Source organism: Gemmata palustris, from assembly GCF_017939745.1.
In the GTDB taxonomy this organism is placed as follows: domain Bacteria; phylum Planctomycetota; class Planctomycetia; order Gemmatales; family Gemmataceae; genus Gemmata; species Gemmata palustris.
Map to the genome: position 1 here is coordinate 2,135,556 of NZ_JAGKQQ010000001.1, position 12,989 is coordinate 2,148,544.

12 protein-coding genes are annotated in these 12,989 nt (G+C 63.8%); 1 reads left to right on the plus strand and 11 read right to left on the minus strand.

Annotation, left to right across the window (positions count from 1 at the left end; genetic code table 11):
• Positions 1-20 precede the first annotated feature (20 nt).
• From J8F10_RS08410 to J8F10_RS08420, 3 genes are all read right to left on the minus strand, one after another.
• Entirely contained in the window at positions 21-1,022 is a 1,002-nt protein-coding gene (locus J8F10_RS08410) for an IS701 family transposase (RefSeq protein ID WP_210652885.1), read from the minus strand.
• Positions 1,023-1,133: 111 nt separating this feature from the next.
• Positions 1,134-2,021 (minus strand): serine hydrolase, encoded by an 888-nt coding sequence (locus J8F10_RS08415; protein WP_246523071.1) that lies wholly within the window; start codon positions 2,019-2,021, stop codon positions 1,134-1,136.
• Between the two features lie 98 nt (positions 2,022-2,119).
• The gene (locus J8F10_RS08420) at positions 2,120-2,866 is read right to left on the minus strand and encodes a gamma-glutamyl-gamma-aminobutyrate hydrolase family protein (RefSeq protein ID WP_210653388.1); all 747 of its coding nucleotides are present in this window, start codon (positions 2,864-2,866) and stop codon (positions 2,120-2,122) included.
• A 309-nt stretch (positions 2,867-3,175) separates the two neighbouring features.
• Here J8F10_RS08420 and J8F10_RS08425 point away from each other — a divergent pair, with 309 nt between their 5' ends.
• Positions 3,176-4,741 carry a porin gene (locus J8F10_RS08425; protein WP_210653389.1) on the plus strand — a complete coding sequence of 522 codons (1,566 nt, stop codon included), beginning with the start codon at positions 3,176-3,178 and terminating at the stop codon, positions 4,739-4,741.
• An 83-nt stretch (positions 4,742-4,824) separates the two neighbouring features.
• Here the strand turns inward: J8F10_RS08425 and J8F10_RS08430 are convergent, their stop codons facing one another.
• The 8 genes from J8F10_RS08430 to J8F10_RS08465 form a co-directional block, all read right to left on the minus strand.
• Positions 4,825-6,024 carry an ATP-grasp domain-containing protein gene (locus tag J8F10_RS08430; RefSeq protein WP_210653390.1) on the minus strand — a complete coding sequence of 400 codons (1,200 nt, stop codon included), beginning with the start codon at positions 6,022-6,024 and terminating at the stop codon, positions 4,825-4,827.
• A gap of 94 nt (positions 6,025-6,118) precedes the next feature.
• Entirely contained in the window at positions 6,119-7,501 is a 1,383-nt protein-coding gene (locus tag J8F10_RS08435) for a carboxymuconolactone decarboxylase family protein (RefSeq protein WP_210653391.1), read from the minus strand.
• Between the two features lie 52 nt (positions 7,502-7,553).
• Entirely contained in the window at positions 7,554-7,925 is a 372-nt protein-coding gene (locus J8F10_RS08440) for a hypothetical protein (protein WP_210653392.1), read from the minus strand.
• A gap of 63 nt (positions 7,926-7,988) precedes the next feature.
• The gene (locus J8F10_RS08445; RefSeq protein WP_210653393.1) at positions 7,989-8,954 is read right to left on the minus strand and encodes a DUF1559 domain-containing protein; all 966 of its coding nucleotides are present in this window, start codon (positions 8,952-8,954) and stop codon (positions 7,989-7,991) included.
• 111 nt (positions 8,955-9,065) lie between these two features.
• The gene (locus J8F10_RS08450) at positions 9,066-10,349 is read right to left on the minus strand and encodes a carboxymuconolactone decarboxylase family protein (RefSeq protein ID WP_210653394.1); all 1,284 of its coding nucleotides are present in this window, start codon (positions 10,347-10,349) and stop codon (positions 9,066-9,068) included.
• A complete protein-coding gene (locus J8F10_RS08455) occupies positions 10,346-10,732 on the minus strand; it encodes a hypothetical protein (protein WP_210653395.1) in 387 nt (128 codons plus the stop codon). The genes J8F10_RS08450 and J8F10_RS08455 overlap by 4 nt, the downstream gene beginning before the upstream one ends.
• 24 nt (positions 10,733-10,756) lie before the next feature.
• Positions 10,757-11,728, minus strand: a complete 972-nt coding sequence (locus J8F10_RS08460) for a DUF1559 domain-containing protein (RefSeq protein ID WP_210661816.1) — start codon at positions 11,726-11,728, stop codon at positions 10,757-10,759.
• Between the two features lie 836 nt (positions 11,729-12,564).
• Positions 12,565-12,753 carry a hypothetical protein gene (locus tag J8F10_RS08465; protein ID WP_210653396.1) on the minus strand — a complete coding sequence of 63 codons (189 nt, stop codon included), beginning with the start codon at positions 12,751-12,753 and terminating at the stop codon, positions 12,565-12,567.
• Positions 12,754-12,989 lie beyond the last annotated feature (236 nt).

The following is a 12,989-nucleotide window of genomic DNA, read 5'->3' on the forward strand; positions in this document are numbered from 1 at the left end:
TTTTCCCAGAATGATAGGTGTTACGCAGTGCGGTGGTTTGGGAAGCCAATGTGGGGTCGTGTCAGGTAGTCTCGCACGGCCTCACGAATGATCGCGGTTTTGGCTTCGACCCAACTGATGCCCGTCGCAAAACAATGCGCCTCGAACCGTAGGAACGCGCGCAGGGCCAACCCGATGTGGTTGCGCTGGGCGCGGGCCGTTCGGCACTGACACCGCTCGATCCCGGTGCATTGCTTGATCCCCCGGTGGTAGTGCTCGATGGCCCAACTGAACTCGGCGAGTTGCACCCGGGTCAGGTCCGTCATCCCCAGATCGTTGGTGGCCCAATACGCGGTGCCCCCGTCTGGGGTGGCAATCCCGAATACCTTGACCAACCCGAATCCGGTGAGCCACACGTCCGTGCCGGTCGCCGCGATGGTCGTGTGCTCCAGCGCCCGTGTGCCCTCTCGATCCTTGTTCACGAGCCGGTTCGACTTGAGCCGGGTGAGCCACACCCACCCGCAGTTGCGGATCAGTTTCAGATTATCCAGGCTGCTGTACCACCCGTCGAACACGACGCCCCGGGGCTTGAAGCCCCGGGCATAGGCGCCCCGGATCATGTCCCCGAAGTGGTCGTTCTTGGTGCGCGCGTCGGCGTCCTTGTTGTAGATCCGGTAGTCGCACGGGATGTGTCGGTCCCCGTCGGTCCACAGCAGGGACACTAGGTTGATCCCCCGAACGACCGCGTGGTGCTTGCCGGACCAGTGCCGGGTGACCAGTTCGATGGCTCGGGCGTAGGGCTTGTCCAGGGTCGAATCGTCCACGACCAGCACCCCGTCGTCGCGCCGGACCTGGGTTCGTGCTTCGGCCCAAAGGGTGTCGGGATCGGGTTCCACGCGCGCGAGCAGACGGGTAAACGCATCGTGGGCCGGCGGGTCGGGTTGGCTCGGTTGTACCCGAGCTGCCTCCGTACCCGAGTACCCCTTCGGGGTCGCGATCAAGAAGTCGATGTAGTCCTGCGGGAACACCTTGGGCACGCTCATGACACGATCGTAGACCCACACCCACACCCGCGCAAGGCCCAAAAATGCCGCACTGCGTAACATCTAAATGAATCTCTTTTTCTTATCCGTGTTTTCTGCGTTCATCCGTGGCTATTTCTTCTCTTCCTTCTTCTCTCCGTAGTGCTCGTACACTTCCTTCGCGATCTTGGCGATCAGCACCTGGGCGGCGTTGTCGGGCACCCAGCGCTTGTCGTCGTTCCCATCGGTGAGCACGCACAGCGCGACCGGGCCGGACTTCAGGTACACGATGCCGGCGTCGGTCTTGGAGGCGTTCACGGAGCCGGTCTTGTGGGCCACGACCGTTCCGGCCGGCAGGAAGCGGGTCATTTTCTCTTTGTCGTCGCACGCCTTCAGGTGCCCGAGCATCTCCTTACACGCTTCCGGTGACGCGACTTTGCCCGCTTCGATCAGTTCGAGGAGTTGCACCATTTCCTTCGCGGTGGTGCTGCCGAGGCCGTACTTATCGGTGCGCGCCTTGTCGATGCTCGTGGTGCTGCCCTTAAAAACCTTCGCGTGGATCTTGGTGTTCTTGAACCCGAGTTTCTCCATTCGCGTGTTGGTCGAAGGGATACCGATCTGGTCGAGGACCATGTTGGTCGCGGTGTTGTCGGAGAACACGATCATGAGCCGCACCGCGTCCTTGAGCGGGAACGTGGCGCCGTCGGTGAAGTGGGATGTGAGGATGCCGCTCCCGCCTACCTTATCGTCCTTCGCGAGAGTCAGTTTCACGTCGAGCTTGACCTTCTCTTCCTTCGCCTGCCAGTACGTTTCCACCATAATGGGCAATTTGATGAGACTCGCGGTGGGCATCGCCTCGTCCGCGTTGAGGTAGAACTCTTCGCCCGTTTTGAGGTGCTTCACCGCGACCGCGACCTTCCCCTTGTGGTCCTTCGCGAGCGGAGCGATGCGACTTTCGAGATCGGCGGCAGAAGCAGGTGCGATGAAAAACATGATGACAGCGAGTGTGAACAGGCGCATGAGTGCTCCCAAAATGCAACGAGCCGCGACCGCAGGAAGGCGGTCACGGCCCACGAAATCCTACCGCGAGGGAGCGGTCGCTGCTCGTCAAAATCGGCTCACGCGGCGCTGGCGGCGCCGGTAAAGGTGGTGAACAGGCGCTTCATTCCGGGCTGCGTCTCGGTCAGCTCCTCGGGGTGCCATTGCACCGCGACGAGGTACTGGCTGGCCGTGCCCTCAACACCCTCAATGATGCCGTCCGGCGCGAAGGCGGTGGCGGCGAGCCCCGGCGCGAGGTCTTTGATCGCCTGATGGTGCATGCTGTTCACCGGCACCACGGCTTCACCCAGGATGTACCCCAGGCGCGACCCGGCCTTCACCGTGATGTCGTGCGCGAGGTACTTCCGGCTCGGCTGCTCGGGTGTGGGAAAGAAGTCGTGTTTGAGCGCCGCGGGCACCTGCGTACTGACGTCCTGGTACAGCGTCCCACCGCACGCGACATTGAGGATCTGAATCCCGCGGCACACCGCGAGCACCGGGAGTTGCCGGTTCAGTGCGTGCTGGAGCAGCGCGATCTCGACCGCGTCCCGGTCCGGGTCGATGGTGCCGCACAGCTCCGTCTTGGGTTCACCGTAACGAGTGGGGTCCACGTCCACGCCACCCGTGATGAACACCCCGTCGAGCCGGTCGAAGATTTCCTGGAGCGTGTCCGGGTCGTGGGGGATGAGCGGGATCACCCACGGCACCCCGCCGACCTTTCGCAGTTCTTCGACGTAACTGCGCCCCATCAACCAACACGGCTGCCGCTCGCCCGGCTTGCCGGGGAGGGTTTGTGTGGCGATTCCGATAACGGGTCTGCGCGGCATGGCTCGGCTCTCCAACTGACAGCAAGCGCGCGGGTTGGCGCGAGAGGAGAGGAATAAGTACATGATAGCAGACTGGGAAAGGGCGCGTCCAGAATTGCGTGCGCGGCAAGGGGAGTAGAAGCGGAAATTGGGTAGTCGGACACTGTCCCGGTAAGAGTCCGGGCGGGGGCGCGGATTCTGACAGCACCGAGTGCGATGGTTGCGCGGCCGAAATTTGCCCTACACGAAATCTTCATCCCGAAACGACTCAAGATCGCCGATATTTCCCTGTCCCCAAATGACACTACAACACCCATGAGCGAGACGATCATGCGATCGCCCGTCCCCCTCTTCCGGCTGCGCAGTGGAGCCCGTGCGGTTCTCTGCGTGCTGGTGGGAACGGCAACGGCAGCGGCACAAGACCTTGCCCCGAGTACACCGAACTCTGGAGCAGCGCCCCCGAGTACGAACACCCTCCCCTTCCGCCCGGCGGAGGGAACGGCGCTGCCCGTGTCCCCGGTCCCGGCAGCCCCCGTAACGAGCACCGGGCCCGCGGCCGATCCGCTCCAGGCGCTGGACGCGCTGCGCGCCCCACCTCCGGCTCCCGCGCCGTCTTCCGCGCCCGCCAGCACGCCCCTGAATGATTTTTGGCGGAACGGGCTGCGGTTCGAGTCCGCGGACAAGGCGTTTTCCGTCGCCGTCGGCGGGCGCGTACAGTTCGACGCGGTGAACTACCTCACGACTTCCGCGATGCGGCGCAACGTGCCCGGCAACAACCCGCTCGAAGACGGCGTCTCGTTCCGCCGGTTCCGCTTCGACGTGGGCGGTACGATCTATAAGAACATCGAGTTCTACGCGCAGGTGGACTTCGTGAACGGGTTCGTGACCTCGGTCGCGGACAACCGGCAGTCCAACGTACCCGCCCCGACCGACTTGTGGGTGCAGTACAAGGATCTCCCCTGGATCGGCAACGTCCGCGTCGGTAACCAGAAGCCGCTGTACTCGTTCGAGCACCTGACGAGCAGCCGGTTCCTGACCTTCCTGGAGCGGTCGCTCGGGTTCGATGCGTTCGCCGAAGGGTTCAACAACGGGTTCGAGCCGGGCGTTTCGGTGTTCGACACCTTCGCGGAGAAGCGCGGAACCTGGGGGGTGGGGGTGTACAAAAACACCCGCAGCGGGTTCGCGTACAACGTGGGGCGGAACGAGACGGAAGTGAGCGGGCGCGTCACGTACTTGCCGGTATACGAGGATGAAGGTAAGCTCCTGGTCCACGTCGGTCTTGGTGCGTCGGCCCGCGATCTGGACCAGGACCAGGCCCGATTCCGCGCCCGTCTGGACGCCCGCAACAGCCCGAGTGCGTTTTCCCCGCTCGTAGCCGATACGGGACTGTTCTTCGGTAACCACCAGCAGATCCTCGTCCCCGAACTGGTGGCCGTTATGGGTTCGTGGTCGTTCCAGAGCGAATACTATGCGAGCTGGGTCGGTCACGCCCAGGCGGTCGGCGCGAACAACCAGCGCCTGACCGACCAGGGAACGGTGTTCATGCAGTCGGCTTACGGTGAGGTGGCCTGCTTCCTGACCGGTGAGCACCGCGAGTACAGCCGCGAAACCGGCACGTTCACCCGCGTCACCCCGCGCACGCCGGTCACCTGGACGCGGGCCGGGTTCACCGGGTGCGGCGCGTGGCAGGTCGCCGCGCGCTACACGTACCTGGACTTGAACGACAAGGTTGTTCGCGGGGGCCAGGTCCATGACATGACGCTGGGGCTGAACTGGTTCCTCAACCCGAACATGAAGATCCAGTCCAATTACTTCCTGGCGGCGCGGAACGCGGTCGGTACGGCGGGCGACGGCCTGATCCACGGGTTCGCGGTGCGCACCGCGATCGACTTCTGATCCGCTGTCGTGCCTGTACAACGAGCCGCGCCCGCCAAGAGAACCATTTCCTCTTGGCGGGCGCGGCTCGTTCGCCCTTCTAACTAAATCGAGACCTTATCCGAGGCCGGTAGGACCGCGTGGAAGTCGCGCGTGATGCGGTCCATGTACTGCGTGAGCAAGTCTTCGACGCGCTGCGGGGTGTCGGCCGCGACGACGAACCCAATGTGGTTCTTGGTCGTCATCCGGTACACGATCTCCGGGTCGGTGAAGCCGGACGTGTCCGGGTGCTCTTGCCGCGCGAGCGAAATCACTACTCCGGCGAAGCGCTGCTGTAACGGCGGGACCGCATAGGCGTGCGTTCCGCGACACAACTCCAGTTTCGCCCATTCGGACCACAGGTTCACGCCGGTCGCGTGTTCGACCATCTCCGCGGTGTTCGCGCCGCCGACGCGGGCACTCGTCTCGATGAAATAACACTGCCCGTCCGCGTGGGCCTTCATGAACTCGGTGTGTGACGCGCCCCACCCCAGCCCAAAGCCCTCTAACACTTGAGCATTGGCGCGCTTCAACTCGTCCACTTCCGGGCGGTCGCGCGGTACCGTGCGCGTCGCGTACACGCCGCCGCCCTGGTACACGTCGAGCAGTGGGCGCCAGTAGGCGTTGACCTCCGCGAAGACCACGCGCCCGTCCGCGCAGAGCGAATCGACGTGGAACAGGTCGCCGGGCACCATCTGTTCGATCAGGCAGAACGACTGGTCGTCGCCCAGTTCGTCGATGCGCTTCCAAACCTCGTCGGCGGTCTTGAGCTTGCGGATACCGGCCGCGGACGCTTCGGAGCGCGGCTTGACGAGCCACGGCCCCGGTACGCGGGCGAGAAACGCCCGCACGTCGTCGTGATTGAAGATCGGGCAGAAGTCCGGGATGCGCACCCCGATCTCACGGGCCTTCGTGCGCATCGCGAGTTTGTCGCGGAAGAAGCGCGCGACCGATTCCCCGTGCCCGGTGTCCGTCATCCGGAAGTGCTCGCGCAGGTTCGCGCCCACCTCCACATCGAAATCATCCAGCGCCACGATGCGATCGACCTTGCGCCCCCGCATGAGGTACGCGACCGCGTTGATGAGCGCGCGCCGGTCGTGGAAGTTGCCGACCGCGAACACCTCGTCGCAGGCGCCCCGGTTCCACGCCTCTTTGAGCGCGGACTCGACGGTGAGCAGGTAGACCGTACACCCTTCGGCCTTGAGCCGTTCAAGGAACCGGTTGCCCTTGAAGTAAGACGCGAGTGCGAGAACGGTGATTGACATGACACTCAGAATACGGCCCCTCGCGCGGCCTGTCACGTAGAAGAATGAGGGACCTGCCGGCGCGCGGACCGGTCCGCGCGCCGGCAGGTTGTTCTTATTTCTCCAACTGGAGCCCGGCGGACTCGGTGATGCGGTCGAAGGACGCACGGGTGGTCACGTAGCTGATGAGTTGCACCACGTCGCGCGGGCCGACCAACTTCACCGCCGCGGCCACGTCGTCGTCCGTCAGCACGACCGGCGACGCGGACAACTTCTTCGCGAGCGTGAACTGCGCGCGTTCGGTCGGGGTGTAGTCCTTCCACTCGCCGTCGAGCTTGTAGATCTGTTCCTCCGACTGGCCGAGCGCGAGCAGTTGCTTCTTCGCCAGCCCGGTCGCGTACCAGGCGCGGTCCTGGCGCGCGATGATCCAGCTCACCTGCGCTTTGAGGAGCGGCTTCAGGTCGCCCTTCTCCTCCGCATTCACCTGGCTCGCGACCCGGGCCTTACCTTGTACCGGGAACGTCGCGAGCAACCGGACCCATTGGGGCAGATCGCCCTTCGGGAAGTCCTCCGGCACGACCGCGCGGGCCTTGTCCTGGTCCACCAGCGGCAGCCGCGGTTTGCGCGTGCGGGCCTTTTCGAGTTCCTTCTCCACCACGTCGCGCGGTTCCAGTTCGGGCCGGCGGCAAATCGTCTGGCGCGTGGGTTCGCCGGTCTTCGCGTCGATCGTGAGCGGCGCGACCTTTGAGACGAGCGTCTTGTTCTTCTCCGCGGTCGGCGTGAGGTAGGTGTGCTTCGCGGTCGGGTCGGCCGGCTCCTTGCCGCCGAAGCCGCCCCCGCCCTGCGATTGCGGTACGCCCGCGCCCTCTTTCCACCGGTTGATGGCGTTGTTGCCCGCCATCGAGAGGATCATTTCCAGGATCTCCGCGTCCTTGTAGTGCTTCCGCAACCCGTCAATGTCCGCGTCGTTGAGCCGGTTCGGTTCGTAGGTGAACTTCCGCGCGAACGCGAACGCGGCTTGTTGCGCCTCGGTGAAGTTCTTCCAGTCACCGTCGAGGGCCGCGATTTCGTCCTCTTTCTGGCCGGCGCGGAGCAGTTTGCTCTCCTGGTGGCCCTGGCAGTATTGGCAGTTGTTGGTGCGGCACACGATCCAGAACAGTTGCACCTTGAAGGTGTTGTCCAGGGCGGCCTCGGTCCCCGCGGGGCCGAAGCTGAACCCGCTGCCGCCGCGCCCGTCGCCGCTGCTGGGCATGTAGTGGTAGCGGAGCCGGCCCTCGTACCCCTGCCCGCGGTCGCCGAGTTTCTTCTTGTCCTCCTCGGTCAGTTCCGGGAGCGGGATGCGCGGCTTGCGGAGCTTCATGTCTTCGAGGTACTGCTTCATCTCCGGGCGCGTGAGCGGGATGGGCAGCGGCGCGTCCGTCGGCTTGGGGTCGGCCGCGAACACGGAGTCGAACGGGACAAAGATCAGTCCCGTCAGGAGTGCAAACGCGAAACGCATTGTCGGTTCCTCGGGGTGAAGGAGAGAGGGGAGGGCGTCAATGATCCGGGGGCTACTCGTTGCGAACAACGACGGTCGATGACCCGATGCCGACGGTGTAATTCACCTTCTTGTCCTGGGTTCTACCATCGGTGCGAGTCAGGGCGAGCTTCACGGTCAGGACCAGGTCCACGCCGGCCCGCCCGTCCTCGTCGGCGATCTCGTAGCTCGTCAATTTGCTCCCGGCGCTCCAGTCCGGGTCGCGGGCCGTAATAGACGGCGACCCGCCCTTCAGTTCTTCGACGGTGCCGCCCTGTTTCCAGGTGTCCAGCACTCGCTTCATCACCTCGCGCCCCTTCGCAGCATCGGTTTGGGGCGGGAGCGACGACTCACATCCCATCAAGGCGATGCAAACGATCGCCGGGACCAGCAGGATCGAACGCATGGGAACTCGTAGTTGAAAGAATGACGGACCGCGCCCCGAAACCCGGGGCGCGGGAGAAGTGTGTTAGTAGTTGCTGATGACTTCGCCTAAAGCGCGGCTGCCCAGCGCCCGCCAGGTAACGAGGCTGATGCTGTTACTGACCGAGCGGACCGAGCCGTCGCACAGCAGCACGTTCACGCCATTGGTGTGCGCACTACCGGCCAGCGTCGCGACGCGCCCGCTCGGTTTCTTGCAGGACCGCTTGTTCGGCAAGTTCGTGTGGTAGTACCCGGAATTCGAGTGCGAACCCTGGAGCCACTCCTGGCCGATGTCGGAGTTCGTCTGTCGCGAGAGGTCGGTGATGTCGAGCGAGTCGCAACTGGTGTTCCACCAGTCCGGGTTGTTCGGGTAGTCGTTCAGAAGGAACGTGTCCGAGCGCTCCGTCACCGTCGCGTTGCTCCAGTCGCCCTTCAGTTTCTCGCTCATCGCCGCAGTGTTCGACGTCCCGTCCGTGATGTCCGTGAGCTTCACGGTGCTATTGTCCCAGAACGGACCGTCGGCCGGTTGCATCCCGTAGTTGGATTTGCTCGGATCGGTGTCCGGGATGCCGCTGTACAGGATGTTGTAGCCCTGGTTGAAGCGGTAGTTGGTCCCGGCCGACCCCGCCGGGACGGTGCTCTGCGGATCGGACGGGCAGAGCAATATCTTGATCTCGGCCGCCCGAGCCGCGTTGTTGGCGGCGTTGCTGGCTTTAACACTGAAGTTGAGCAGGTTGTAGATGTTCTGCTGTTCGATGTACGGGAGCAGGTAAGCCATCCCCGAGAACCCGTTCGAGTCCTTGCCCGGGGGCAAAGCTCCCCGTGCGTCGTGATGACTGTGGAGTGCCAAACCGAGTTGTTTGAGATTGTTCTGGCACTTCATGCGCGCGGCGGCCTCGCGCACCTTCTGCACGGCCGGGAGCAACAAACCAATCAAAATGGCAATAATGGCGATAACAACGAGCAGTTCGATCAGGGTAAAGCCCGCTTTGCGGGCGGATGAGCGATTCATTCTCGGATTCCTAGTTTGAAATGACGAACAAATAAATACTACGAACCACCAGCTCCGGCGCGCGGGTCGATTCGTGCGCCGGGAATAAGCACTCTGTCGGAGTCCCGGACCTTACTTGTCCAACGGCAGCCCGGCGACCTCGGTGACGCGGTCGAAGAACGCCGCGTTGCACGTGTGGTAGAAGATCTCCGCCACTTCCGCGTCCTTGAACGACTTGCGGCACCGCTCGACCATCTCGTCGGTCACCCTCCACGGGGCCACGGTGAGCGTCTCGGCTAGCACTAGCGCGGCCTGTTCCGCCTCGGGCAGGTCCTTGCGATCGCCGTCGAGTTTCCAGATATCGTTGTCGCTCACGCCGGCCTTCTTGAGCCGGTCGCGGGCGGTCGCGAGGGCGTACCACGCGCGATCGTTGCGCGCGGCCACCCACGCGATCTCGGCCTTCAGTTTCGCGCCAAGAGCCCCCTTCTCCATCCCCGCCCGCAGCCCCTCGACGCGGCCCTTCATCGATTTCGGGAACGTGGCGAGGAACGCGGCCCAGTCGGGGGCCGGGCCGTTGGTCCACACTTCGGCGGTCGCCTTCGCGTCGGCCAACGGGAGCGTCGCGGTGCGCTTCTCCTTCCAGATGGCCTCGACCTTGTCGCGCGCCTCGAGCGGCGGGCGGGTGGCGAGTTTCACCGGCGCGACCGTGGTGGTTTGCTTGGCGTACTTGTCCGAGGTCGGCGTCTTGAAGGTGCTGAAATCGGCCTTAATTTCGTCCTTCTTGAACCGCGCCCCGTCGGTCTCGGCCGGGATGTTCAGCCCGTCGGTCCAGCGGTTCGTCGAGTTGTACCCGGCGACCGTGACCAAGATCTCCGCGACTTGCGCCGCGGTGTAGTGTTTCTTGAGCGCCTCGACGTCGGCCGCAGTGACGAGGTGCGGGGTGTGCGTGAGCTTCTTGGTGAACTCGTAGGCGGCCCGTTCCTTGGGAGTCGCCGCGCGCCAGTCGCCGTCGAGTGCGGCGATGTCGTCGTCGCGCACACCGGCCCCGAGGAGCTTGTACTCCTGGTGCCCGAGGCAGTAGTAGCAGTTGTTCGCCCGGGACGCGATCCAGAACAGTTTCACCTTGAAGGTGTTGTCCAGGGTCATCGCCGGGTCCGCGTCGCGGCCGGAGGTGGCACCCGCCGGCCGCGTCTCCCGCAGTTCAGCGGGTAAGTAGTAGGCCCGGAACGCGCCGTTGTTCACGCGGGCGAGCGGGTTCGTGGGGTCGGCCGGCGGCATCGGGAGCCGCGGGGGCGCTTTCTTATGCTTCTCCAGAAGTGCCTTCTCCTCGTCGCGGGTCACCCCGACGGGCTTGGAGGTTTCCGGTGGTTCCGCTGCGGGAGCCGTGAGTGCAAATGCGAGCGCGAGCGTAATCATGGTTGGCGGTCCTCGCGTGTGACGGCGTGCTTGGGTTCGGTAACGACAGCGTAGGCGACCTTTTTCGGGGCGCGACTGGCACCGGATTTGTCCTGCATGGTTAACGTGACGACGTAGCTGTAGCCGGTGCCGTTGACGCGCGGTTCGCCCTCGATCTTGTAACTGAGGAGCTTGGTCCCGCGGTTCAGGTCGTCGTCGATGAACTGCACCGGCGGCGAGGCGGCGGACAGTTCCTGGAACGTCTGACCGGCCGCCCACCCGTCCAGCGCCGCGACGAGCGCGGCGCGGGACGACTCGGGCGTGGCCGCCATCGGGAGCGCCTGGGAGCCGCCGCACCCGGTCAGCCCGAGCGCGGTGGCCATTAGAATCGCGTACTTGCGCATGATCTCGTCCTATGGATGGGGGGGTCACTGGTTGGCGAGCACTTCGCTCCCGGCCATTGAACCCATCCCGCGCCACGTCGCGATCTGAATGGAGTTGTTCACGAACCGGACCGAGCCGTCGCACATGGCGAGGTTCACGCCGTTGGTGTGCGTGCTGCGGGCGGCGGTGCCGATGCGCCCGCCCGGGTACATGCAGGACCGCGAGTTCGGCGGGCCGACGTGGAAGTAGACCGTCGTGGAGTGGTACCCGTAGATCCACGGGGCGCCGGTGTTGTACATCCCGTTGTACTGTGCGTTCTGATAGCCAACCGATTCACACATCTGGACAGCTTCGTCCGCGTTCGCTGGGTATAGGCCCACCGACTGACCGAGTCGCTGGGTGTTGTGCGGGGAGAACGCCCCGGCGTTGAAGCTGCCCACCGGGTGCTCGCTGACCATCGCGGTGTTGCTGGTGCCATCGGTGATGGACGTGATCTTGGTCGCGCTGTTGACGAAGAACGGGCCATTCGGAACCGGGAACCCGAAGTTCGTGTTCGCCGGGTCCGTGGACGGCAGCCCCCAAAGGATGCCGCTACCCTGGTTCACGCGGTAGTTGTTTTGCGCCCACGCGGCCGGCACCGAACTGCCCGAGTCGGACGGACAGATGAAGGTCTTGATCTTCGTGGCCGCAGCGGTCGCGTTCGCCGCGTCGCTGTACTGGAGCGAAAAGTTAATCAGCTTGTAAACGTTATCCTGCTCGATGTAAGGCAGGATGTAAGCGTGGGCCGAGAAGTTGTTGTTGTCCCGGCCCGCGGGGAGCTTGTTGGTCGCGTCGTGGTACGAGTGCAGCGCGATGGCCATTTGCTTGAGGTTATTCGAGCACTGCATGCGCGCGGCGGCCTCGCGCACCTTCTGGACCGCGGGGAGCAAGAGACCGATCAGGATCGCAATAATGGCGATAACGACGAGCAATTCGATCAGCGTAAAGCCGACCTTTCGAGAGGGAAAACGCAACATGATTAAGACTCTGCCAGAGTAATTAAGAGAGATCGACACGTTAAGTGCGCAGCCCAATGAGGTGGGCGCGCGGAGAGGCTTTCAACTCAGAAAAGAATTCGCCGTCAACACGAGTGGGCACAGAGCCCCGTGCGTGTGACCGAGCCTGGGCCGATCACCGATCGGCCCAGCGGCGCGCAGTGGGGCACAGTTGACGGGTTAGCCGAGTCGCGGTGGGTGGAAGATGGAATAGGCCCGAAGAATCGGGCGTGGGGAAGATAAGTCACGATCAAAAGATGGGCTTGGAGCCCCGCCTTCGGACGCGGCCAAGCACCGAACTTGATCCTTTACTTGCATAGGAACGGCCGGAGCCGGCAGCACCGGAAACGACTCACGCACCGGAGTGCCGGAGCAATTCGGCCCCTGACACGGGCAAGGTACTGGTGCAGAACTATAGTGCCCAACTGGTTCTGAATAGGGTGATTGCTGTTCCGATTCGAGAAGTGGCGAAAATCCTCCCGACGAATGTCCGCTACACCGCGCTTCAGCACGGTTTGGAGGTAGGTAGGCGACCACGACGAGCGCGGCAACCCACCCGCAACGGCGGATGAGAGGGGGAGAGATCATCGAACTGCCGTGCGAGAATTACTACCATCGCAAATCTAGTCATAACGCAGATGAGATACAACTAGAAACTTGTCGACATCGCTAATTAATCTCGCGGTCGCGGCCAAAACCCGACAGTAAATGAACGAAGGAGCGACACCCGTCGCCCCTATCCGCGGTCGAAGTCAATCGGGGTTACTTTTCGGCGCTCGGCTCACCACGAACCGCGAGGGGAATCACTTCGAGCGAGTTCACATTTCCACCCCCACCGGCCGGGGCGCCGCCGAGGAGCACAACCGATCAGCACCAAACGGCACGAGCCGGGCCACGATACGGGTCTGCGCCACCGCGCCGACCTTCTCCCACCCGTCGCCCGCGACTGTCAGCCGGTACACCGGCCCTTCGGACGTGTTCAGGACGGCTTTACCGTGTCTTCTCATTTGCCGGTCTTCGGGTCGAAGCACGCGCACGACGCGACCGAATAGTTGCCGGGCGCTACACCGGGCGCGTTCCGGGGTTGCATCCCGCCGATGCGGTACACCTTCTCCATTGTGGGCGACGAAGTTCATACCCTGTGCGATCAGTCCCGAGGGGAATTCTTCCGACTAGAAGTGTAGGCGCCACGAAGATGGGGGGAACCAGCGCGTCTGAAGTGATTTGAGCACGAAACGGAACC

What these genes read in the sequence shown, in the direction of transcription:
- J8F10_RS08450 (WP_210653394.1), bottom strand. Translation starts at nt 10,349, where the DNA reads ATGATTACGCTCGCGCTCGCATTTGCACTCACGGCTCCCGCAGCGGAA.
- J8F10_RS08425 (WP_210653389.1), top strand. Translation starts at nt 3,176, where the DNA reads ATGCGATCGCCCGTCCCCCTCTTCCGGCTGCGCAGTGGAGCCCGTGCG.
- J8F10_RS08435 (WP_210653391.1), bottom strand. Translation starts at nt 7,501, where the DNA reads ATGCGTTTCGCGTTTGCACTCCTGACGGGACTGATCTTTGTCCCGTTC.
- J8F10_RS08465 (WP_210653396.1), bottom strand. Translation starts at nt 12,753, where the DNA reads ATGAGAAGACACGGTAAAGCCGTCCTGAACACGTCCGAAGGGCCGGTG.
- J8F10_RS08455 (WP_210653395.1), bottom strand. Translation starts at nt 10,732, where the DNA reads ATGCGCAAGTACGCGATTCTAATGGCCACCGCGCTCGGGCTGACCGGG.
- J8F10_RS08410 (WP_210652885.1), bottom strand. Translation starts at nt 1,022, where the DNA reads ATGAGCGTGCCCAAGGTGTTCCCGCAGGACTACATCGACTTCTTGATC.
- J8F10_RS08445 (WP_210653393.1), bottom strand. Translation starts at nt 8,954, where the DNA reads ATGAATCGCTCATCCGCCCGCAAAGCGGGCTTTACCCTGATCGAACTG.
- J8F10_RS08460 (WP_210661816.1), bottom strand. Translation starts at nt 11,728, where the DNA reads ATGTTGCGTTTTCCCTCTCGAAAGGTCGGCTTTACGCTGATCGAATTG.
- J8F10_RS08420 (WP_210653388.1), bottom strand. Translation starts at nt 2,866, where the DNA reads ATGCCGCGCAGACCCGTTATCGGAATCGCCACACAAACCCTCCCCGGC.
- J8F10_RS08440 (WP_210653392.1), bottom strand. Translation starts at nt 7,925, where the DNA reads ATGCGTTCGATCCTGCTGGTCCCGGCGATCGTTTGCATCGCCTTGATG.
- J8F10_RS08430 (WP_210653390.1), bottom strand. Translation starts at nt 6,024, where the DNA reads ATGTCAATCACCGTTCTCGCACTCGCGTCTTACTTCAAGGGCAACCGG.
- J8F10_RS08415 (WP_246523071.1), bottom strand. Translation starts at nt 2,021, where the DNA reads ATGCGCCTGTTCACACTCGCTGTCATCATGTTTTTCATCGCACCTGCT.